Annotated in this window: 23 protein-coding genes; 12 read left to right on the forward strand and 11 right to left on the reverse strand. The window is 60.7% G+C overall.

The window, feature by feature from the left end:
- Positions 1 to 17: 17 nt before the first annotated feature.
- Both JHC81_RS01630 and JHC81_RS01635 read right to left on the reverse strand, forming a co-directional pair.
- Positions 18 to 1,358 carry a sorbosone dehydrogenase family protein gene (locus tag JHC81_RS01630; protein ID WP_292169795.1) on the reverse strand — a complete coding sequence of 447 codons (1,341 nt, stop codon included), beginning with the start codon at positions 1,356 to 1,358 and terminating at the stop codon, positions 18 to 20.
- The gene (locus tag JHC81_RS01635; RefSeq protein ID WP_292169797.1) at positions 1,355 to 1,879 is read right to left on the reverse strand and encodes a DUF2231 domain-containing protein; all 525 of its coding nucleotides are present in this window, start codon (positions 1,877 to 1,879) and stop codon (positions 1,355 to 1,357) included. Before JHC81_RS01635 ends, JHC81_RS01630 begins: the two co-directional genes overlap by 4 nt.
- Before the next feature lie 74 nt (positions 1,880 to 1,953).
- Between JHC81_RS01635 and JHC81_RS01640 the strand changes: the two genes are divergently transcribed.
- Entirely contained in the window at positions 1,954 to 2,421 is a 468-nt protein-coding gene (locus JHC81_RS01640; protein WP_292169799.1) for a hypothetical protein, read from the forward strand.
- Positions 2,422 to 2,644: 223 nt separating this feature from the next.
- A complete protein-coding gene (locus JHC81_RS01645; protein WP_292169801.1) occupies positions 2,645 to 2,857 on the forward strand; it encodes a hypothetical protein in 213 nt (70 codons plus the stop codon).
- Positions 2,858 to 2,873: 16 nt separating this feature from the next.
- On the opposite strand, the gene JHC81_RS01650 is transcribed toward JHC81_RS01645, so the two are convergent.
- The gene (locus JHC81_RS01650) at positions 2,874 to 3,149 is read right to left on the reverse strand and encodes a hypothetical protein (RefSeq protein ID WP_292169938.1); all 276 of its coding nucleotides are present in this window, start codon (positions 3,147 to 3,149) and stop codon (positions 2,874 to 2,876) included.
- Positions 3,150 to 3,299: 150 nt separating this feature from the next.
- Between JHC81_RS01650 and JHC81_RS01655 the strand changes: the two genes are divergently transcribed.
- A complete protein-coding gene (locus tag JHC81_RS01655) occupies positions 3,300 to 4,685 on the forward strand; it encodes a DUF6880 family protein (RefSeq protein WP_292169803.1) in 1,386 nt (461 codons plus the stop codon).
- 18 nt (positions 4,686 to 4,703) lie between these two features.
- Here JHC81_RS01655 and JHC81_RS01660 read toward each other — a convergent pair whose 3' ends face one another.
- Positions 4,704 to 5,249, reverse strand: coding sequence for a type 1 glutamine amidotransferase domain-containing protein (locus JHC81_RS01660; protein ID WP_292169805.1), 546 nt, complete (start codon positions 5,247 to 5,249; stop codon positions 4,704 to 4,706).
- A gap of 376 nt (positions 5,250 to 5,625) precedes the next feature.
- On the opposite strand from JHC81_RS01660, the gene JHC81_RS01665 reads away from it, so the two are divergent.
- Together JHC81_RS01665 and JHC81_RS01670 are read left to right on the forward strand one after the other, a co-directional pair.
- A complete protein-coding gene (locus JHC81_RS01665) occupies positions 5,626 to 6,057 on the forward strand; it encodes a S24 family peptidase (RefSeq protein WP_292169807.1) in 432 nt (143 codons plus the stop codon).
- On the forward strand, positions 6,054 to 7,313 hold the full coding sequence (locus tag JHC81_RS01670) for a Y-family DNA polymerase (RefSeq protein ID WP_292169809.1): 1,260 nt from the start codon (positions 6,054 to 6,056) through the stop codon (positions 7,311 to 7,313). The genes JHC81_RS01665 and JHC81_RS01670 overlap by 4 nt, the downstream gene beginning before the upstream one ends.
- Before the next feature lie 54 nt (positions 7,314 to 7,367).
- Here the strand turns inward: JHC81_RS01670 and JHC81_RS01675 are convergent, their stop codons facing one another.
- Together JHC81_RS01675 and JHC81_RS01680 are read right to left on the reverse strand one after the other, a co-directional pair.
- Positions 7,368 to 7,517, reverse strand: coding sequence for a hypothetical protein (locus JHC81_RS01675; RefSeq protein WP_292169811.1), 150 nt, complete (start codon positions 7,515 to 7,517; stop codon positions 7,368 to 7,370).
- Between the two features lie 274 nt (positions 7,518 to 7,791).
- Positions 7,792 to 8,172, reverse strand: coding sequence for a helix-turn-helix transcriptional regulator (locus JHC81_RS01680; protein WP_292169812.1), 381 nt, complete (start codon positions 8,170 to 8,172; stop codon positions 7,792 to 7,794).
- A 134-nt stretch (positions 8,173 to 8,306) separates the two neighbouring features.
- On the opposite strand from JHC81_RS01680, the gene JHC81_RS01685 reads away from it, so the two are divergent.
- Together JHC81_RS01685 and JHC81_RS01690 are read left to right on the forward strand one after the other, a co-directional pair.
- A complete protein-coding gene (locus tag JHC81_RS01685) occupies positions 8,307 to 8,759 on the forward strand; it encodes a hypothetical protein (protein WP_292169813.1) in 453 nt (150 codons plus the stop codon).
- A 13-nt stretch (positions 8,760 to 8,772) separates the two neighbouring features.
- On the forward strand, positions 8,773 to 9,504 hold the full coding sequence (locus JHC81_RS01690) for an SOS response-associated peptidase family protein (protein WP_292169815.1): 732 nt from the start codon (positions 8,773 to 8,775) through the stop codon (positions 9,502 to 9,504).
- A gap of 209 nt (positions 9,505 to 9,713) precedes the next feature.
- Here JHC81_RS01690 and JHC81_RS01695 read toward each other — a convergent pair whose 3' ends face one another.
- Together JHC81_RS01695 and JHC81_RS01700 are read right to left on the reverse strand one after the other, a co-directional pair.
- A complete protein-coding gene (locus JHC81_RS01695; RefSeq protein ID WP_292169817.1) occupies positions 9,714 to 9,941 on the reverse strand; it encodes a DUF3072 domain-containing protein in 228 nt (75 codons plus the stop codon).
- Positions 9,942 to 10,138: 197 nt separating this feature from the next.
- On the reverse strand, positions 10,139 to 11,470 hold the full coding sequence (locus JHC81_RS01700) for an Hsp70 family protein (protein ID WP_292169818.1): 1,332 nt from the start codon (positions 11,468 to 11,470) through the stop codon (positions 10,139 to 10,141).
- A 164-nt stretch (positions 11,471 to 11,634) separates the two neighbouring features.
- Here JHC81_RS01700 and JHC81_RS01705 point away from each other — a divergent pair, with 164 nt between their 5' ends.
- Positions 11,635 to 12,486: a PhzF family phenazine biosynthesis protein gene (locus JHC81_RS01705; protein ID WP_292169819.1), complete on the forward strand. Its 852-nt coding sequence runs from the start codon at positions 11,635 to 11,637 to the stop codon at positions 12,484 to 12,486.
- Positions 12,487 to 12,688: 202 nt separating this feature from the next.
- On the forward strand, positions 12,689 to 13,753 hold the full coding sequence (locus JHC81_RS01710) for a zinc-binding dehydrogenase (protein ID WP_292169820.1): 1,065 nt from the start codon (positions 12,689 to 12,691) through the stop codon (positions 13,751 to 13,753).
- A gap of 160 nt (positions 13,754 to 13,913) precedes the next feature.
- Here JHC81_RS01710 and JHC81_RS01715 read toward each other — a convergent pair whose 3' ends face one another.
- Positions 13,914 to 14,609 carry a hypothetical protein gene (locus tag JHC81_RS01715; RefSeq protein ID WP_292169821.1) on the reverse strand — a complete coding sequence of 232 codons (696 nt, stop codon included), beginning with the start codon at positions 14,607 to 14,609 and terminating at the stop codon, positions 13,914 to 13,916.
- Between the two features lie 272 nt (positions 14,610 to 14,881).
- Here JHC81_RS01715 and JHC81_RS01720 point away from each other — a divergent pair, with 272 nt between their 5' ends.
- On the forward strand, positions 14,882 to 15,319 hold the full coding sequence (locus tag JHC81_RS01720) for a hypothetical protein (RefSeq protein WP_292169822.1): 438 nt from the start codon (positions 14,882 to 14,884) through the stop codon (positions 15,317 to 15,319).
- An 857-nt stretch (positions 15,320 to 16,176) separates the two neighbouring features.
- Here JHC81_RS01720 and JHC81_RS01725 read toward each other — a convergent pair.
- Both JHC81_RS01725 and JHC81_RS01730 read right to left on the reverse strand, forming a co-directional pair.
- The gene (locus tag JHC81_RS01725; RefSeq protein WP_292169823.1) at positions 16,177 to 17,565 is read right to left on the reverse strand and encodes a dihydrolipoyl dehydrogenase; all 1,389 of its coding nucleotides are present in this window, start codon (positions 17,563 to 17,565) and stop codon (positions 16,177 to 16,179) included.
- An 8-nt stretch (positions 17,566 to 17,573) separates the two neighbouring features.
- Entirely contained in the window at positions 17,574 to 17,984 is a 411-nt protein-coding gene (locus JHC81_RS01730; RefSeq protein ID WP_292169825.1) for an ester cyclase, read from the reverse strand.
- 65 nt (positions 17,985 to 18,049) lie between these two features.
- On the opposite strand from JHC81_RS01730, the gene JHC81_RS01735 reads away from it, so the two are divergent.
- Both JHC81_RS01735 and JHC81_RS01740 read left to right on the forward strand, forming a co-directional pair.
- Positions 18,050 to 19,252, forward strand: a complete 1,203-nt coding sequence (locus JHC81_RS01735) for a histone deacetylase (protein WP_366465400.1) — start codon at positions 18,050 to 18,052, stop codon at positions 19,250 to 19,252.
- Positions 19,245 to 19,805, forward strand: coding sequence for a 2'-5' RNA ligase family protein (locus tag JHC81_RS01740; RefSeq protein ID WP_292169827.1), 561 nt, complete (start codon positions 19,245 to 19,247; stop codon positions 19,803 to 19,805). Before JHC81_RS01735 ends, JHC81_RS01740 begins: the two co-directional genes overlap by 8 nt.
- The last annotated feature ends 21 nt before the right edge of the window (positions 19,806 to 19,826 follow it).

Genomic DNA, 19,826 nt, shown 5'->3' on the forward strand with positions numbered 1-19,826 from the left:
CTGCCACCGACCGCCGCCTATCGCGTCGCGGGCGTCGGGGCCACGGCAGGCGACGTCGGCTGCGACGCTGCTGTGGGTGCGATCCGCCAGACCGTGTTCGACAGGTCGTCGGCGACAAGCAGGATGCGGCGACCGGCATCAAAGGTCACGCCCACGGGGCGACCCCGCGCCTGGCCGTCATCCGTCAGGAAGCCGGTGGCGAAATCGACCGGCTCGCCGGACGGCCGACCGTTGACGAAGGGCACCCATGTCACCTTGTAGCCGCTGAGGTCCTGTCGGTTCCAGCTGCCGTGTTCGCCGATGAAGGCCCCCTGCGAGAACACGCCCCCGAAGCCACCGTCAATCGCAAAGGACAGACCAAGGGCGGCGACGTGTGATCCAAGCGCATAGTCGGGCAGGATGGCGGTTGCTGCGAGTTCGGGGTTGGCGGGGCGGACGCGCGGATCCACCTTGCCCCAGTAGGTATAGGGCCAGCCGTAGAAGGCTCCCTCGCGAACCGAGGTCAGATAATCTGGCGAGGCCTGCGGGCCGATCTCGTCACGCTCGTTGACCACCGCCCAAAGGGCAGCGGTCGTCGGTTCGATGGCCAGGGCGGTGGGATTGCGGATACCGCGTGCGACTGTGCGGCGAGCGCCGGTAGTCCGGTCGATGGCCCAGACGACAGCCCGCTCTTCTTCGACAGCCATGCCACGCTCGCCGACGTTCGAATTGGACCCGATCCCGACATAGAGGGTCTGACCATCGGCGCTGGCAGTGAGAGACTTGGTCCAGTGGTGGTTGATGGCCGAGGGAAGCTTGGTCACCTCGGTCGGCGCGGCGGTGATCCGCGTCTGTCCGTCCTGGTAGGGGAAGCTGACCAGAGCGCCCTGGTTCGCGACGTAGAGAGTGCCCTGGACAAATGCGAGTCCATAGGGCGCATCCAGGTTGTCGATGAAGACGCTGCGAACCTCGGCACGACCGTCGCCGTCGGCGTCGCGCAGCAGGGTGATGCGGTTGCCGCTCTCAACCTTGGTATTGCCCTGCTTCTTGATCACGCCTGCGATCACATCCTTGGGCCGAAGGGGCGGGGCGTTTCCGCCGCGCCCTTCCGCGACGAGAATGTCGCCATTGGGCAGGACTAGCATCTGGCGCGGTATCTGGAGATCCGTGGCCATGGCGGTGACGGTGAAACCGGCGGGGACGGTCGGCACCTGATCGCCCCAGCCTGTTGGCTGGGCGATCTTCATGGACGGCACGAGACCCTCGGCAATCGGCGGAATATCGGGTTGAGAGCCCGTCTGGTTCAGGCCGGGATCGCTGCGCCCGCAGGCGGACAGGACGACAAGCAGGGCGGTCGCGCCCATCAGGTAACGGATCATCGTGCGACCTCACGGCTGAAGAGACGGGTGTGGGCGATCACGCCTGCGGCAAGGGCCAGAATAACGGTGACGATCGAGAGGAGCAGGCCGAAAGTCCCCACCGAACTCCAGCCGTCCCGGCTGTGCTGGAAGGCATTAATCAGGCCGATGACGCACATGAGGGCGACGATCCCGGCATAGACCAGCCGGCGCAGCCGGATCGGGCCGGACAAGCCGAGCAAAAGCGACGCGAGGGCCCAGAGCAACACCAGCCCTCCGAAGACCAGGCCTCCGGCGTTGAGCCAAGCCGAAAAGTTGGTCCACTGGATTTCTTCGGTGCGTAGATAGGCGATGTCGGTGACCAGATTGGCGCTGAACAGGGCAATCGGGAAGCCCAGCAGGATGGCATGAAGGGGATGGGGCCCTGACCGGGCATGCAAGGCATCAGCCGTCATCGATATCTCCTGAGATCGCGGCTCGGTGTCGCTCACCGGTGGCCACTCATTAGATTGCGAACACTCCAGCTTGGCATTGGTTTCCATGGATCACTGGCCGGCGGGTCTTCAACCGTGGGTGAGCGCGATGAACCGGATGGTCCGCTGCGTATTTGAGAGGCATGAAATACCGTGACCTGCTTCCCTCCGTGCTAATCGGTGCTGTGGCCAGCGCGCGATCGATGTCTCCGATGGGGGCGTTGGCCGCCGCGCACCTTGCCGGTCGGTCCACGCCCGGAAGGCTACTCCTTCTCAAGCAGCCTCTGTTTACGGCGGGGGCCTTGATGATGGGCGTCGGCGAGCTGTTTGGCGACAAGATGAAGACTGCACCGGACCGAACCGTCGCCCTAGGCCTGCTCGCGCGTGTCATGAGTGCGGGCATAGCCGGAGCAGCGTTGGCGCCCAAAGGACGCGACCGGCTCGGCGGTGTCATCGCGGTGGCGACCGCCGTGCCCCTTGCTTATCTCACGCTGGCTGGGCGCAAACGGGCCATGAGGCGGATCGGCCAGACGCGGAGCGGCCTGGTTGAAGATGCCATGATTGTCTGTAGCGCTGTTGCAATCGTTTTGGCGGTATCGCGTAAACGATAGCAAGGGTCCGGTCTGGCGGACGACCAATATCAGCAGCCGACATATGTCAGGGGCCTTATTGGCCGCCATTGATCAGGTGCGTTTCGGCGTCACAGTGCATATCATGAAAAGTGCACTGAGCGATAAGAGCGCACCCCCTCGCCTAGTGCGAGATGTCTCGCATTTAACGTGACGTGCGACGCGCAGCTGATACGCTTTTGATGGTCAACTGAGGGACAGGGTCATGAACGTCGAAACCATCAAAGCGAATGTGAAATCACTCACGGCTGCCGAATGGGTGATGGTGGCGATCGTGGTCATCGTGTTTGCAGCGGTGCTGGAAACGACGGGGTTCATCATGGGCTTCCCGGTCGCTTACATCCTCGTGCTGGCGATGAGACGTCATGCTGCACAGACGGCTCAGCGGTCTGACCATATGCGGCAGATGGACCGGTAGTTCTGTGCGAACAGCGCTAGCGATCAAGCGTCGCGTACCACGTCGCATAGGGGGTATTGGCGACGAGGTGCCGATTGTAGTCAGGCGCGCCGTCGGTCCACCACGGTGGTCCTCGTTCGCCTAATTCGATCTTGGCTGAGTTGACGGCCTTGCGTGCTTCGACGAGCGCGGTGCCACCTTCTTCGCGATGCTCTTTCACCGAGCGACGCGCGCGCATCAGTTCGTCGACGAGCGCTTGGCGGTGGTCAGGGTCGAGCGTTGGATTTGACGTTCGCCACAAGCGATCGCGCACGATCAAATATCGACCGTCTAATGTGACCGGATATGATCGGGACGCGCGAACCATCTTGCTGCAATGTGCGTACTGCAGATCAGTTCGCCGTTTAGCGGCAAAGCTGATGGCTTCTCCCTCCAACTTCGCCGCAGAAACATTCTCCAACCTATGGCCAAAGCTGCGCCAAAACTGCGCAAGACGCTCTCTCAAGCCAATCTCGCTCAACTGGGTGCTGACCGGTTGGCATCGCTTCTGTTTGCGGCCGCCGCAACGGATCCTGCACTGAAGCGCAGTCTTCGGCTCGAGCTCGCATCGGAACTCGGCGCAGCAGAGTTGGCGCAAGCGTTGGACAAGCGCCTCGACGAGCTGGCGACCAGTCGCGCGCGCATCTCGTGGCGAAAGCGACCTGAGCTGCTGAGAGAGCTCGCACTGTTGCGCACCATGATCGTCGAGCGCCTCGCAGTCGCTGATGCAGCCTTGGCGTTTCCGCGTCTGGTCGCGTGGTTTGATCTTCAGGAACCCCTGCAAGCGCGCACGAACGATCCTCGTGAGGAGGTCGCGACTTTGTTTGAAGCAGCAGCACCTGCGCTCGGTGCGATGGCATCGTCGGCAGGGCAGGGGGTAGCGTCGCCTGTTCTAGTCGACGCTGTTCTCACGCGTTCAACCACCTGGGTGCCGTTGTTGGGGCGGGCAGTCGCCACGCTCGACCACGAATTGGCGAAGGGCTTGCTAGCGTCGTTGACTGTCAAGCAGGTCCCACAGTCCGGTCGGCTCGCGCTGATCGTGCGTCGGTTGGCTGATCACGTCGGCGATCTCGACATTTGGCTGGCGAGCTTCGATAACAAAACGTCTCACCAGCCAGAGATCCAGGTTGAGCGTGCACTGCGTCTTGCACGAGGTGGACGAGCTGTTGACGCTCGGGCGGCACTAGAAGCCGCTCTGGTGCAGCCATCTCGCAAGCGCTTGGGCTGGCACGCACCTGAGCCAACCCCTGTTCGCGACGAGCGGTGGTTCGATGCAGAGATCGCTGTGCTGGATAGCGAGGGGCGCAGCGAAGCCGCAATGACTGCGCGATGGTTGAAGTTCGAGCGATCACTGAGCGTGGCGAGCCTGAACGACATTGTCTCGCGCCTGAATGATTTCGAAGACGTTGTCGCGACCGATCGCGCGCTCGCGTTCGCTGCCAGCAACTTCGACCTCAATCGAGGTCTCGCGTTTATGTTTGAGCAGAATGCCCTGCGCGAAGCGGCCGAGACCATATTGGCCCGCGTTGGAGAGTTGAACGGGCGCGCCGACGCGAGCGCGCTGTGGGCAGCGCGCTTGGCTGCTCGATACCCCGTTGCGGCGATGCATTTGCTGAGAGCCAGAGCAGCGACCTTAGCTGAGATGTCCGGCTCGCTTGAAGCTGATGGCGTGTCTCAACTGCTTGATGAAGCTCAAGCGCTCGCCACCGAGGCTACCGCTGAAGACGATATCATACCGCATTCGGCCTATCTCGAAGAGCTCCGCGCGACCGCTTTGAGGTCGTCGCGGAGCACGCGACGGCGAGCATAGTCAGAGGTTCGGGACTCTTTAGCCTTTAGCGAACGCCTCGATTGCGGCGTCACAAAAGACGGGCAGATCGTCCGGGTTCCTTGAGGTGACTAGGCCCCCGTCGCTGACGACCGGCTCATCCACCCAGTTCGCACCAGCATTGGTGAGATCCGTCTTAAGCGAGGGCCAAGATGTCAGCTTCTTGCCGTCGACCAGCCCTGCATCGATCAGTGTCCACGGTCCATGGCAGATGGCGGCGATCGGTTTGCCGGCTTCGCCGAAGCTGCGCACGAACGCGATGGCCTTTTCATCGATCCTGAGGGCATCCGGGCTGATCACGCCGCCTGGCAAAAGCAGTCCGTCGAATGAGGAGGCATCAGAATCGGCGAGCGTTTGATCGACCGATGTGGTGTCACCCTTATCGTGGTGGTTGAACCCCTGGATGAAGCCGGCCTCAGGAGCGACGATCACGATCGACGCACCAGCTTCTTTGAGGGCTTTAACCGGGGTTGTCAGTTCGACTTGTTCGAACCCGTCGGTGGCCAGAACGGCAATGGTCTTCCCGGAAAGTGATGTGTTTGCCACGAGAGCAGTCTCCAACTTGGATATGAGCGATGACGCCCTGAATGCTGCGGTGGGTACGACGTTCCCAAACCCAAGCCACCAACCGCTCTTCCACAACAGAAGAACGAAAGCAGAACTTTCAGCTTCCCCTTCCATACCGATCCTCGTAAGCCGCTCACGGGCACGGCACGTTTTTTGGGAGAGCAGCGATGGAAATCGCTTCGAACGCGGCTGTGCTGAGACGTTGCATAGAGGGACTGGATCTGACGAGCGCCGATGGTCGGGCTGGCCTTCGCTGTCTGTTGCGCGAGTTGGAAGAGAGAGCTCCTGGCATAATCGGGCAGGTCAACGCTGGGCTGGAGCTCAAACGCCTCGGGATCAGCACAGTCGGTGACCAGTGACTTTAACCCTGGTCAATCCGGCCGACGTCACGATTCCGCTGATAGGCCGCCCGCTTTGCGCAGGCTTTCCGTCCCCAGCTGACGACTACGTCGAGGAGGCGCTGGACCCCTCGCGCCTGATCGTAACTAACCCGGCGTCGACCTTCATGTGGCGCGTGACAGGCCGCAGCATGGTCCGCGCCGGCGTCAACGACGGAGACTTCGTCGTGGTCGACCGCTCGCTGGTACCGCGCGTTGACGACGTCGTGGTCGCGGTGATTGACGGCCTGCCCAGTGCCAAGAAGGTCGTGCGGATGCGCTGCGGTGGAGTCGGTCTGGCATTCGCCGACGAGGCCCGCACGCCGCTCGTTCTGGACGAGGCATCCGAAGCCGTTGTTTGGGGCGTCGTGACCTGGTCGCTGACACCGTTGCGACCCGCACCGCGATGAGCCGTGTCTTCGCCCTGTCGGACTGTAACAGTTTCTACTGCAGCTGCGAGCGCGTGTTCGACCCTTCGCTGGAAGGCAGGCCGGTGATCGTGCTGTCGAACAACGATGGTTGTGCCGTTGCTCGCACGCCGGAAGCCAAGGCCCTGGGCATCGAGATGGGCGCGCCGTGGTTCAAAATCCGCGACCTGTGTCATGCCAAGGGTGTCGTCGCGCGGTCGTCCAACTACGTTCTGTACGGCGACATGAGTCGTCGCGTGAACGAGGCCTATCAGACCTTCGCCGACGACATTGAGGTCTATTCAATCGACGAGAGCTTTCTCGATTTTACCGGGATGCCCGATCCGGAACAGCGCGCGCGAGACATGCGTCGCACCGTCCGACGCTGGACCGGCATCCCGACATGTGTCGGCCTAGGCCCCACCCGCGTGCTGGCTAAGGCTGCGAACCACCTGGCCAAGAAGCGGCCGGAACTCGACGGTGTCTGTGACCTGACGACCGCAGAGGCGCGCGATCGCTTGCTGCCGCAGCTGGAGATCAAAGACGTCTGGGGCGTGGGCCGGGCCTCGGTCGCCAAGTTGCAGGAGATCGGTGTTCACACCGCCGCCGACCTGCGCGCACTCGATCCGCGTGTCGCGCGCTCCCTGCTGACCGTCGTTGGCGAACGTCTGGTGCGCGAGTTAAATGGCGTGCTGTGCAATGACCTGGACCTGACCCCGCCGTCGCGAAAGGGGATCGCCGTCACGCGCTCGTTCAGCCAGGTGGTGACGACGCTGCCGGCAATGCTGCAGGCCACAGCCGTTTACGCCACGCGGGCAGGTGAAAAGCTGCGTCGCCACGGCATGTTGGCTGCGCACATCCAGGTCTTCATGCATACCAGCAGGTTCGCCGACGGCCCGGCACGCTCTGTGTCCGGTATTGCCCGGATGCGGGAGCCGACATCGGACACACTGGACCTGGTCCGCGCGGCCAGCGAGGCAACACGCCGCATCTGGGCCGATGGCTTTCGCTATGCCAAGGCGGGTGTGATCCTGGACGATCTGGTCACGCCGGCGGACGCGCCGCGCGCCTTGATCGAGCCGACCGACCCACGACGCCCTGAACTGATGGCGGCGATGGACCACCTGAACCGACGCTTTGGTCGGGGCACAGTGTTTCCGGCACAGACAGGTGTGATGCGAGCATGGACCCTGCGAGCCGACATGCGCAGTCCAGCCTACACAACACGACTGTCTGAGACCCCTGTGCTCGCAGCTTGATTGCAACACGCATAGTGAGCCCGCCGCCACGACGAGGCGGCAGCGGGCTGATACCTACAACTCGTACTGCGCTAATCGCTTAGCTTGATCGTCTAGTTCAGCGTCGGCGAGCATTTGGATGATAGCTTCGATCATGAGCGAAACGCAGCCCAAAACCTGGTCTTGAGCAGCGGCTTTCTCGGGGGTTTTACGTTCGATTTGCATGGTCTTCCTCCATCACCGCAAAGGTGCGGCGACAGCGGAAGGCACGTGAGAACACGTCGCTGAATGGCGACGCCTCTGCTATTACGTGCTTACCAAGAGTTGTGAGTCAAAACGATTCCACTCTCAATACGCGTGCAGAGAAAATCTCACTGTGAGGTCTGATCTCCGCTCAAAATCGCACCCGGTTACACCAGATCCGATAAGTTGGAGCCCACGAGTGAACACGAGTATCAGCCGGTTCGTAACGGCCAGTGCTGCGCGTCGAGATCAGCGATCAGCTCGATGGCTCAGCCGCCGACAACCGACGTGCAAGATCTAAAACTAGCTTCTGGTCGGCCGATGCGAGACCGTTGACCGCCTTAGAAATCTCTTGTGACAGGCGACTGGGGATCTGGGCTTCCGGGTGGAAACCTTCGCCGCTCAATCCAACAAAAAAATGGGCAACATCGACCTTAAGAAACTGGGATATGGCCCATAGCTTGGAAGCCGAGATGCGGTTCGTCCCCTTCTCGTATTTCTGCACCTGCTGAAACGTCAGCCCTAGCGCACGACCCAAGTCAGATTGGTTGTAACCCAGCTCCAGACGGCGCGCAGCGACACGCTGTCCAACCGAAATATCAACGGGGTCAGGGCCATCTGGAACTGGTTTCGACATCGTGTTCTCCGTTCGCCAGTGGTTGGAAACCCGCGCACAAGAGAAGGTCGAATAGGCGCTGTTAGACGTCTCGCCAAGCGGGGAGGATCGGGATCGCACTAGCCATTCGAGCGCTTGTCTGTCTGGATGTCAGAATGGCAGCTCGTCTCAAAGTTTTCACCTGGTCCGATGGCTTTCACGCATTCACCATCGCCACGACTTCAAGACCAAAAGCATTAGACGCGTGGGGGTCTAAACAGGATCTCTTTGCATCGGGTTTAGCTAGCGAGCTGAGTGGAGGGTCTGACTACGATGCGGCGATCGCAGCCCCTGACGAAGTGATCGAGCGCGGTCTTGCGGTCGATATCGGCAAAATCACCAAAGCCAAATCACGCACGACAAACTCAGCGTCAAAAGCAAAGAAGCGCAAACAAGACGCGCTGGAGAGACGTCTAGCCGACCTCGACACAGCTCACGCGCAAACGCTTGCCGACTTCGACAACCAAGTCGCTGACATTGAACGCCGCCGCCACGAAACAGCGAGCGAGCACGATCGCGAACGAGCCGCTTTGGTCAATGAGCTCAAAGCAACTCGTCGGAAGGGGTGAGGGGGGGTATCTGATGTGCAATCTCTACAAGATCCGATCAGGGCCGCAGGCCATTCTGGACATCGCCAGAGCGATGAACTCCAGCGTGGGCAACCTCGCACCCGGCGACGTCTATCCCGACTATCCCGCTCCGATCATCCGCCACGGCCTCAACGGCGAGCGGGAACTGGCGCTCTCGCGCTGGGGCATGCCATCGTCGAAGAAGTCGCTTTTCGACGCGGCGACTAAGCGAGCCGACAAGCTGAGGGCCAAGGGAAAGGAGGTCGATTTCCCCCGACTGCTGGAAATGGAGCCTGACATCGGCACCACCAATGTGCGTAACACCAGCTCGTCTCACTGGAAGCCGTGGCTGGAACCGGCCAACCGGTGCCTGGTCCCGTTCACCGCCTTCAGCGAGCCAGGACGGGACACCGAAGGCCGATACCGCCCGATCTGGTTCCGCTTGGCCGCCAGCGATCCCGACACACTGGCCTTCTTCGCTGGCATTCACGCCCGCGCATGGACCTCGGTACGTAAGATCAAGACGGGGATGGAGACGCTCGACCTGTTCGCCTTTCTGACGACCGACCCCAGCGAACCGGTGAAGTTTGTCCATCCCAAAGCGATGCCGGTGATCCTCACGACAGTTGAAGAGTACGACATGTGGATGCGTGCGCCCTGGAGCGAAGCGAGCGCGTTGCAGCGAGCTTTACCTAATAATGCGCTCATTGAGTTTGACGCGCCGCGGCAAACGCCCAATCAATGAGACCTCCGATCGATGAACGACGGGCTCTTCTAGATATGCGAGCGCACGCCGTTCGCCATTATGAAGCTGCTGCCAACGCGCGTTGGTTCGCAACGATGATCTACCACCGCTTTATGGGCTTTTGGCATGACGAGATTGCGAACCGTCTTACTCGTCGCAACCCCGACCACCGCCAGCGTTAGAAGAGCGCATCGAGCGTTATCACCTCATCATGGTGCGTTCTGACGATCCTTGAGCTGATCGATACGCCGAGACGCTTCAGCTTTGGTTAGGTTGTCTTCGAATGCCTCTGGTGCCTCTACTTCTTCAGATAGCGTCTTGAGATAAGACGCCTGTGCGCCTGTCATGGCATCATCGCCAGAGACCCAATCCGACGGGTCTTTTTCGGTGTTGCCGCCAGGGTGTGGGTCAAGTTTGGGGTTGGTGGTGTCGGTCATAATGATCTCCTGTGTTCACCTAATGTTCTCTCGATCAATATGTTCCGCTGCTGGCTTGACGCGCGAGTGCCTCAAAGCCACCCCTTGACCAGTCGACACAGCGTCTCAGTGTAAATGAAGACAAACGCACTCAGTGCAATGATGGTCGGCATGTAATGTCGGCAAGCGGGGGGGCGACAGATGAGCTGTTGGTGAGCCTAGTTGGAGGCTGATGAACGAGGCTGGCTCCAGACGTCCAGGTCCGTTTCGCGACCGATCAAAGCCAGCCCGCTAGCAATAGATTCAAACTCGCCCCCGGTTTCGATGCGCTCTGCGCCGAAGCGGCGATGAAAGATGTTTCGAACGGCCGGCACAAACGATGTGCCGCCGGTCAGAAAGACCCTATCGATCTGCTCAGCAAACAACCCCGATCGTTCAATCGCTTCATCGACCGCGACTTCGATCGCAGCCAGTTCGGGCGCGATCCAGTGTTCGAACTCCGACCGCTTCACGGGGGTCTCGATCAGAACCGAGCCAGCCTTGAACCTGAAGGTCGCCTCGTCCTCGCGCGAAAGCGCCATCTTGAGCGCTGACACCGATTGATAAAGCGCGTAGCCGTGGTTGTCGTCGAGGATCTCGATCAGGCGATCGAGCTTTTCAGGTTCGGTAGCGCTGCGTGCCAAGGCGCGGATATCGCGCATGTCCTTTGAGGCGCGTAGCAGCGCCAGCTGGTCCCATCGCGCGAACGCAGCATAGTAGCGTTGGGGGATCGGCAGCGTCTTTCCAAGCGCGTGGTACTGCCCGCCCTTGCCGAGTTCTGGCGAAACCAGATGGTCGATGATGCGATAGTCGAACGCGTCGCCGGCAACGCCGACCCCCGACTGGGCGAGCGCTTTCGAACGCAGACCCTCGTCGGACTGTTCGAAGCGGATGATCGAAAAGTCGCTGGTTCCGCCGCCGAAGTCTGCGACCAGCACATTGGCGTCGGTCTTGAGCGTTCGGGCAAAGAAGAAAGCGGCCCCTACCGGTTCATACGCATACCGGATGTCCGTAAAGCCAAGACGCGCGAAAGCGGCTTCGTAGCGTTTCAGCGCCAGTTGTTCGTCGGGTGCGCCACCCGCGAAAGTGACCGGCCGACCGACGATCACGCGCGCGGGCAGATTTGACATGGCCTCTCCGCCATGAAGGCGCAGCCTCAGCAGAAACGCCGCAAGCAGGTCCTCGAATGCATAGCGCCGATTGTCGATCACGGTCTCGGTAAAGGCTGCGCTCGCTGCGAAGGTCTTGAACGACTGAATGAACCGGGTTTCCAGCGCTTCTTCGACATAGGCATCAATGGCCCACGGACCAGCTTCCACAAGCCGCCGAGCTGGTTCAGCGCCACGTGCCGGTTCGACCTGAAAACTCAGCGTCGAGCGAAACGCAGTCACCTCACCGGTCGGCGCATCGAAGCGAATGACCATAGTCTGCCCGTCCGTATCGGTTACGGCGACGACAGTGTTGGTCGTTCCAAAGTCGATCCCTACCGTCTGCGGGGTTTGACGGGTCATGCTGCTCTCTTTGATCGGTGGGCGGCGTAGCTAGCGCAATCGAGCTTAGAAAGCTGCATGGGTTGTCGATGAGTATGTCGACCTTGAAGATAGCTGTGACGAAATTCGCCGACGGCAGGCTGCGGGCGCTCGACGCTATCGGCCGCGCTCTCTAGAGCTTCGGCATGACCCGCCAATGGACCGTTGATGCCTTCGCCGAACGCGTTTTCCTGGGCAACCCGGCTTGCGTCGTCGAGCCTCTCGCGGCGTGGCCGGCTGATGCCGCGCTCCAGGCCATTGCGCGCGAGAACAATCAGTCCGAGACCGCATTTCTGCGCCTGACCGGCAAGCGATCGCAGTATGATCTCCGCTGGTTTACACCCTCGATGGAGGTGGATCTGTGCGGGCACGCGACGCTTGCAGCGGCCCATGTGCTGCTGCACGAGCTGGCCTTGGATAGAGCGCAGGTGACGTTTTCTACCCGATCCGGCGCGCTGACGGTTCAGCGTCACGAGGGCGGCTACGAGATGGATCTCCCGGCCGATACGCCGCGACGCCTGCAGACTCACCCAGGTCTGGCCGAGGCGCTGGGAATCGAGCCGGTCGAGGTCTGGGCCGGGCGGTATCTCGTCGCGATCCTGGATAGTGAAGTGGCAGTCAGGCGACTGGCCCCGGATATTGATTCCGTCTCCAGGCTGACGGGCCATGCGGAAGAGGCGGGGCAAGTGGTCGTTTGTGCCTTGTCTGACACGCCGGGTGTTGATGTGATCGACCGCTTCTTCGCACCGGGATGCGGCATTGATGAGGATCCCGCTACCGGTTCCGCTCACTGCATTCTGGCACCTCTGTTTGCCGAGCGACTGGGCCGGACCCGGCTGTCATTTTACCAGGCCTATCCGGAACGGGGAGGCAGGATTGAGACTGAAGTTGCGGGCTCCAGAGTTCTCATTCGCGGCAGAGCCGTGACGGTGATTGAAAGTCGCTGGCGCAGCCCCCTTCTCGAGGTAGGTCCGTCAGGTGGCACGACGTCACGCTGAACCAAGGCGAAGGTCGAGGATGTGAGGATCAGCAGAAGCCTAATCCGGCGTGTCAGTTGTTGAACGTCTCTGACATGCACACGTCATCACGCTACCATCACCGCGATCATCATCCCGGCGACAAAGAGGAACAGACCAGATGGCACTGACAGGACGCGCCCTGCGATCGACAGTTCAGGAGGACGGCACTCTGAAGCTCTCGTTGGAGCCGCTGGTCATTGGCAATCCGGCGGCTGACGAGATCGTGGTCAGGGTGGAGGCTGCCCCGATCAATCCCAGCGATCTGGGGGTGTTGCTCGGACCGGCCGATGTCAGCTCGATGCGTGTGGCGGGTGAGTTCGACCGACCGGAGCTAGTGTTCGACATTCCAGAGGCGCGTCGTGCCGGGCTCGCGGTTCGCGTCGGAAAATCGCTGGCTGTAGGCAACGAGGGTGCGGGGACCGTTGTGGCGGCAGGCTCGGAGAGTGAGGACTGGATCGGTCGTCGAGTAGGCCTGATCGGTGGCGGCATGTACGCCGACCTGCGCAAGATCAAAACCCGTGACGCCCTGGCGCTTCCAGATGGTGTCACGTCGGCCCAAGGCGCGGCTCTGACAGTCAATCCGATGACGGCGCTGGGGTTCGTGGAGACTGCACGAGCAGAGGGCCACTCGGCGATCGTTCACACCGCAGCGGCATCAAGCCTCGGTCAGATGCTGCAGCGCATCTGCGCGAGCGACGGCATGGGGCTGGTCAATGTCGTGCGGTCGGAGGAACAGGTTGCGCTGATGCGGGATATTGGCGCGACCCACGTGCTGAACAGCCGCGATGACGATTTCCGTCACCGGCTGGTCGATGCGATCACCGAGACCGGCGCGACCGTGGCCTTCGATGCGATCGGGGGCGGATCGCTTGGCAGCGATATCATGCGAGCCATGGAACGGTCCGCCGCCCAGCGCATGACCGACTACAGCCCCTACGGCTCCACCACCTTCAAGCAACTCTATATCTACGGAGCGCTCGATCTCTCTCCCACGACCCTGGACCGTCTGTCGTTCGGTTTCCAGTGGAGTGTGTCGGGCTGGCTTTTGACACCCTTCCTTCAGAAAGCCGGTCCAGAGACGGTGGCCCGACTCAGAAAACGTGTATTCGACGAGCTGACCACCACCTTTGCCACGCACTACACGCGCATGATCGGCTTGGCTGAAGCGCTCGATCCGGCAGTCTTGAAGGCGTACGAGCGCAAGGCGACCGGCGAAAAGTTCTTGATCGATCCAACCCTCGGCTAAGGCCGGCGCGAGGCCGATTGCAGGGCGGCGAGCGCCCTAACCGGCCGTGCCCTTTTCGGGAATGGCGGTCAGGCGAGACAAGAGTCCAGCATCTGTTGTTGAGCTGAAAGCTAATGTCTATTTTCGACCCAAAACGGACCTCTGCCGAAGCAATATTCATCTAGACAGATCCGTCGTCGTCCGAAGCCTTATCTCCATCCGACTCGAGGATGTTAGCTCGCCGCCTGGGCCACATCGCGATCAACCCAATCAAAATGACGCTGACCGCTAGAAAACCATAAGCGACCAGTGTGGGCCATGGGACTGCACGATATCCGAGACTCTCGGCGAACGTCTTTGGCGGCAGCTCAAGCGGTTCCGACTGTAATCCAAACAATGCGCGGATCGCGTTCGCTTTCTCGCTTCCGCGGCGAAAGACCAAGGCTCCAGAACAGATGCCGCTGACGACGGAATAGGCGCTGGCGTCCGGCAATCGCGATGCTTCATTAATCCGCAACGCCATCAGATAGGCCCCACGCATTTCCTCAGGCGGGCCGTTGTTTAAGCCGTTGTGCCAGTCGGCGGTGACCGTCGTCGGCACGGACCCGGCAAGCGTTTCTGCGACCCGCAAAGTTACCAGCGCGGGTGCGTCGCGCCCTTCATTGCCGTCTTTTCCCAGCAAGCGCTGCCAAACGCGAGCAGGGAAGGGGCGCTCAACACGCTGCACCGATTTGAAGTCAACGACATACCCGATCACCACGGCATCCGACTCGAGCGTCTCTTCTATGGGAGTGTCGATATGCATTGGGCAGGCGCAGGCGGGCTGAGCTGCAACCATGAGCGCTGCCGTCGTGACTGCTACGGCCAAATACTTCATTGGGCTGCCTCGAGGATGCTGGGTGGTCGCGGAACTGGCGGCTCAGCCTCGCATGACGCGAGCCCGAAAACAGCAAAGGCGATGAGAGGCACGGTCCAACGCATATCGCTTTCCTTGCTGGGAGCCGCTACTCCCTACATCGGCTGCCGTTAACGCCAGCTACCCCCTAACCGAAAGGTCCTGGGTGTCCGGTCCTGTGCTGGAAGCTGGTGTCTAAAAACGACCCATTGCGGACTATCCGGTTCGCTACAAAAGTGCTTCACCACTGACGTATGAACCAGACGATGATCCTGATTGCGTGCTCGATTGTGGCGTTGAGCGGTTGCCAAGCGATAGACCCGCAGCCCTCTGCGCAAGTCGTAACGGTAATCGAAGTGAAGCGCGATCTTGACCGATTGGAAGATGGGCAAGCCATAGTCATTGAGACTGTGCTGGAGAGAGCTCTCGCCTATCCGGACGCTGAGGTCTCGAACGTTGTCGTCAGCCCGAATGGTCGTTTCGTGTGCGGTTTGATCCGGGATGGCAAACGACAACCCTATGCCTTTCAGGGCTTCTTCCATGATGGCTCATGGGGAGTCGTAGGCCCTCGTTTGGTGCGAGACGGCAGTTGGGATGAGCCGGAGAACCTGAGGAGGTCTGCCAGGCATGCAGCGGAGTGCAGCGGTGTCGGCGCCGCTTTGGCGGTCCCGGTCGCCGCATCAGAGAACTGACGTCTGTTTCACCCACAAGCGACCGTCCGCTTTCGACCCATTGCGGACATTTGGCGTGCATGACGGATATGGGAGTGGCTGCTATCGTCGCGTCATGCGCTTGCCGACATTCACAACTGCTTTGGTCGTTCTTGCGTCCGGCTGCACGGCCAAGGCCCAAGATGCGTCTATACGCTTCGACCGGCTAGTTTCGATCACGGTTGCCGAAGACCGTCCCCATACGCTCGCCCATGAGATCGTCATCAGGGCGGGAGAGCCGGTCGCGGCTCGCACAGAAGCGCAACTAGAGGGTCGGCTCTGGACAGCCACGCGCGTCTCAGAGAGGGGCGTCGAGGAAGTCAGGTCTGATGCCTGCCCCGCGCTTGAGCGTCTCGCCCTGTCCTTCTCTTACCTGCCCGACATACCCGTGAGCCCTTTGTCGTCCCGCATCCATGACGACGCTGAACCAATGCCGCCGACACGCAAGGACGGTTTCTCGACCCGCTTGAGGTTCGCGACGCGGACGGATGACGGTTCTTACGGCACGGTCGAGGTCGCAGGGGGCAACGCCTATGCGCGATGGGGGCACGACGCCGTTTCAACCCTACTTGGCTGCTGGGGGCCGTTGACACCCTGACGCACCTTGGCTGTCGGACGTCCGCTTTCCAACCATAGAGGACACTGGATAGGTCCGCTTTAGGCGGCTCAGTGTAGATCAAGACAAAGACACTCAGTCACGATCGCCGCTTAAATTTGGCCGTCACTTGTAGCAGAAGGTCAAGCAGCGGATTGTGGTTTGGCAATGGTTTGTTGGCGATCGGCTGGGTTAACTCGCAACACAGAATTGGGCTTGTCTGAAATCAAATGACCAGCTCAGGTCAAAGCTTGTGCTGGTTAGCGAGATCGCGAAGAGCAGTCCGGAAGCTCTCTTCCATCGTTGGATGGTAAAAGGGCAGCTCGAGCACATCATTCGCCGTCATTTTCAACTGGACCGCCCACGCCAATAGATGAGCGAGATGCTCCACGTCCGGCCCAAACAGTTCACCGCCGATCAGCGCACCGCTCTTCGCATCAGCATAGACCCTCAACATTCCGGATGGCCTCGCATCAACCCTCGCTCTTCCGACATCATCACTGCATCCAATGTTCCAGCCCTTCGCTGCCTCTTCGTCCCAACCGGGTCCAACGCTGGCGATATCGGGGTCTGAATAGACCACGGCCATAGACGGCATTGGGTCACGTTTCTCTAGCCTTGGCGCGCGAGCAGCATTGCGACCTGCCAGCTCACCCTGAAGCGATGCCTCGTGCAGCACCGGACGGTCGTCGTTGGCGTCGCCGGCGATGAAGACATTGGATCGCCCGCAACGGAGCGTGGCTGGATCAAAAAGTGGCACGCCTTTTTCATCGCACTTCAAGCCCGCGACGTTCAGATCCAGCCCGTCCAGCGCCGGCTTGCGGCCTGCCGCGACGAGCACGTATTCGAAGGTTCTGCGTCGCGACTTACCACCAGCGTCTTTCCAGCTGACCAGCACATCGCCGTTTGCGTTGCGCTTCGCGACGACCTCTACGCCCAGTTCGATGATCAGCTCGCGCTTCATTTGATCAGATACAGCTTTTGCAACGACCGGATCTCTGACCGCGCCGATCGTGTCGCCATCGTCAAACACTGTGAGTTTCACGCCAAGCCGAGCGAAAGCGAGAGCCATTTCAAGACCGAGCGGACCGGCTCCGATCACAGCCAGTGAGCGGGGCAGGGTCTTCAGATCGAAGATGGTCTCGTGAGTGACCACCCGTTCTTGGCAAGCCTCGGCCAAATCATTGGGGACGACCGGGCGTGCACCTGTGGCAATCACGATGGATCGGGCTTCGACAAGCGTGTGCTCGTCGATCGTCAGGGCGTCCGGAGCAGAAAACCGCGCCCAGCCTCGCTGTTTGTCTGAGTTTGGGATGTCAGCGACTTGTGCAAGGACACCTTTGACGAAGTGATCGCGCTCGCGTTGCACACGAGCCATGACGGCCTTGCCATCGATCTCGAGTTTGTTGACGCGCACGCCGAATGTGTCTGCAGCTTTGACATCACGCGCTGAGCGCGCAGCTGCCAGCAGAAGCTTCGATGGCATACATCCGTAGCGGGCGCAGGTCGTTCCGCCAGGACTGGCTTCAATCAATAATACCTTCGCGCCGGAAGCCTTTGCTGCGCGGTAAGCTGCCAGACCTGCTGTACCTGCCCCAATGATCGCGACGTCGCAGGTCCTGTGCTTAAGCATTCGGTGTCTCAGACCGGTGCCGCGCCGATCTGCTTTAGAATGCCAAGCTCGTCGGAAGACCCCCAGCGCTCGACCATCTTGCCATTCTCGAAGCGGCCGATCTGCATTCCGCGGATTTCAATGGGTTTGCCGGTGCCAGCAATACCAAGAAAATCGCCCTGATGGGTTCCAGTCAGCGTATAAGCAAAGGCCACCTTGTCCCCTTCGCTGACCATGGTCTGAGGCTCGACTTTCATGTCGGGGAAGGCCTTCCGCATGCCGGCGAAAAAGGTCTTGAACCCGTCAGGACCAGCACCCTGTCCCGGTGCTGGATCGTTGTCGACACAGCTTTCAGCGACGACTTCCGAAAAGGCGTCTAGGTCGCCGGTGTTGACGATTTCGCCGAAGCGTTTGGTGGCGGCAATGGCGGCGTCGGACATTGAGATTTCCTGCGTAAAGTTCGACGCGGTAACCTTCTGATGCGTGATTGGTTGCGGTGAGGTCAGTGTCGACGCTGCACGAGCGCTTGGTCGGAGAAAGCTGCAGCATACTCAGTGTACATCAGCACAAATGCACTGAGACGGCGGGAGGGGCGGCGGGCGCACTGCGCGAAAGCGCGCCTGACCGTCTTGCCGAAGTAGACGGATTGGCCATGTCTGCTTGCAGTTGGCGTCTTGTTGAGACGGCGAACCTGCAGCGCCATCTGTCATGCAAACACAGCCTTGCCTCCGCTAATCTGTTAGCCTCCATCCGCATGCCCTCACCGCGCCCGCTTCCTCCGATCGTCTACCACCCGGCCTACAGTCCCGAGTTCCCGGCGGGTCATCGTTTTCCCATGCAGAAGTATGCGCGACTGGCTGAGGTGCTGGGCGAGGAGGGTCTGATAGGGCCCGAGGGGCTGCATACCCCCGAGGCCGCGAGTTTCGAGCTGCTCGCCGCGGTGCACGAGCCCGTCTACGTGCGCGAGGTCTTGGATCTCACCGTCCCGTCCAAGGTGGAGCGTGTCATCGGCCTGCCGATGACGCGGGGTGTATCAGACCGCTCTAGGATGGAGGTCGGCGGCACGCTGTTGGCAGCGCAGCTTGCCCTTCGCTATGGCCTCGCCTGCAATACCGCCGGGGGCAGTCACCATGCTGGACCGACTAAGGGCGCTGGCTTCTGCGTCTTTAACGACATCGCCGTAGTCTGCCGCGCAATGATCGACGCAGGCGAAATCGAGCAGGTCCTTGTAGTTGACCTCGATGTTCACCAGGGCGACGGAACCGCCTTCATTTTCGAGGACGAGCCTCGCGTTTTCACCTTCTCAATGCAGGGCGAAAAGAACTATCCCGTTCGGAGGGGCCCAAGCGATCTCGACATCGATTTGCCGGATGGGACTGGCGACGAATTGTACATGACCGAGCTGCGGGCGACCCTTCCCGGTCTGCTCGAACGCGTCGCACCAGACCTCGTCTTCTACATCGCTGGCGTCGATCCTCACGTTAGCGACCGTCTCGGCAGGTTGGCTTTGAGCGACGAAGGGCTTCTCGAGCGCGACAGCTATGTTCTCGAGACCTGCCTGCCTATGGCACCGGTCGTTGGCGTCACGGGCGGTGGCTATGACCTCGACATCTACAAGTTGGCACGTCGCCATGCCACTCTTCATCGCGCGGCCGCTACTGCATGGCGCAGTGGTTTAGCTCGCCCGGCAGCCTTAAGCGATGTCTGAATACCCACCCCTGATCGTCACGGCGGCGCTAGATGAAGGAGCCTTCGCCTGGTTTGAAGACCTGCGTCAGTCGCACTTCCCGCGCCACCGCAACAAGGTGCCGGCCCATCTGACACTGTTTCATGCACTCCCAGGGCAGCACGAGCGCGACATCGTGCAGACGTTGGAAAGGGCCTGCCAGAGCCGATGTCCTTTTGCGTTGGATGTCCGCGGCCCTTGGTCAATAGGTCGCGGAGTAGCCTATCGGCTTGGGTCGCCTGGCTTTGATGATTTACGGCAAGAACTTGCAGAGGCATTTTCGCCATGGCTGACACGGCAAGACCAGGCTCCGTTTCGGCCGCACATCACTGTGCAGAACAAGGTGGAGCCCGATGAGGCAAGCGAGTTGCTTGAGCAGCTCCAACTGGAGTTCGAGCCATTCCAAATCGTCGCTGAGGGCTTGCTGCTCTGGCGCTATCTCGACGGGCCTTGGGGGTTGATCGACCGGTTCGCGTTCGACGCACCTACGAGTATGCAGAACAATACAGCACCAAAACAGGTCACCAGATCGTAGGCTTTATTGGCCACTCAGTTG

Source organism: Brevundimonas sp. (genome assembly GCF_016463295.1).
Classification (GTDB): domain Bacteria; phylum Pseudomonadota; class Alphaproteobacteria; order Caulobacterales; family Caulobacteraceae; genus Brevundimonas.

Excerpts from the sequence above, each read along its gene's own strand:
- JHC81_RS01715 (WP_292169821.1), bottom strand. The coding sequence starts at position 14,609 with ATGAAGTATTTGGCCGTAGCAGTCACGACGGCAGCGCTCATGGTTGCA.
- JHC81_RS01730 (WP_292169825.1), bottom strand. The coding sequence starts at position 17,984 with ATGTCCGACGCCGCCATTGCCGCCACCAAACGCTTCGGCGAAATCGTC.
- JHC81_RS01690 (WP_292169815.1), top strand. The coding sequence starts at position 8,773 with ATGTGCAATCTCTACAAGATCCGATCAGGGCCGCAGGCCATTCTGGAC.
- JHC81_RS01645 (WP_292169801.1), top strand. The coding sequence starts at position 2,645 with ATGAACGTCGAAACCATCAAAGCGAATGTGAAATCACTCACGGCTGCC.
- JHC81_RS01725 (WP_292169823.1), bottom strand. The coding sequence starts at position 17,565 with ATGCTTAAGCACAGGACCTGCGACGTCGCGATCATTGGGGCAGGTACA.
- JHC81_RS01675 (WP_292169811.1), bottom strand. The coding sequence starts at position 7,517 with ATGCAAATCGAACGTAAAACCCCCGAGAAAGCCGCTGCTCAAGACCAG.
- JHC81_RS01680 (WP_292169812.1), bottom strand. The coding sequence starts at position 8,172 with ATGTCGAAACCAGTTCCAGATGGCCCTGACCCCGTTGATATTTCGGTT.
- JHC81_RS01720 (WP_292169822.1), top strand. The coding sequence starts at position 14,882 with ATGAACCAGACGATGATCCTGATTGCGTGCTCGATTGTGGCGTTGAGC.
- JHC81_RS01670 (WP_292169809.1), top strand. The coding sequence starts at position 6,054 with ATGAGCCGTGTCTTCGCCCTGTCGGACTGTAACAGTTTCTACTGCAGC.
- JHC81_RS01705 (WP_292169819.1), top strand. The coding sequence starts at position 11,635 with ATGACCCGCCAATGGACCGTTGATGCCTTCGCCGAACGCGTTTTCCTG.
- JHC81_RS01740 (WP_292169827.1), top strand. The coding sequence starts at position 19,245 with ATGTCTGAATACCCACCCCTGATCGTCACGGCGGCGCTAGATGAAGGA.
- JHC81_RS01630 (WP_292169795.1), bottom strand. The coding sequence starts at position 1,358 with ATGATCCGTTACCTGATGGGCGCGACCGCCCTGCTTGTCGTCCTGTCC.
- JHC81_RS01700 (WP_292169818.1), bottom strand. The coding sequence starts at position 11,470 with ATGACCCGTCAAACCCCGCAGACGGTAGGGATCGACTTTGGAACGACC.
- JHC81_RS01695 (WP_292169817.1), bottom strand. The coding sequence starts at position 9,941 with ATGACCGACACCACCAACCCCAAACTTGACCCACACCCTGGCGGCAAC.
- JHC81_RS01685 (WP_292169813.1), top strand. The coding sequence starts at position 8,307 with ATGGCAGCTCGTCTCAAAGTTTTCACCTGGTCCGATGGCTTTCACGCA.
- JHC81_RS01640 (WP_292169799.1), top strand. The coding sequence starts at position 1,954 with ATGAAATACCGTGACCTGCTTCCCTCCGTGCTAATCGGTGCTGTGGCC.
- JHC81_RS01635 (WP_292169797.1), bottom strand. The coding sequence starts at position 1,879 with ATGGAAACCAATGCCAAGCTGGAGTGTTCGCAATCTAATGAGTGGCCA.
- JHC81_RS01655 (WP_292169803.1), top strand. The coding sequence starts at position 3,300 with ATGGCCAAAGCTGCGCCAAAACTGCGCAAGACGCTCTCTCAAGCCAAT.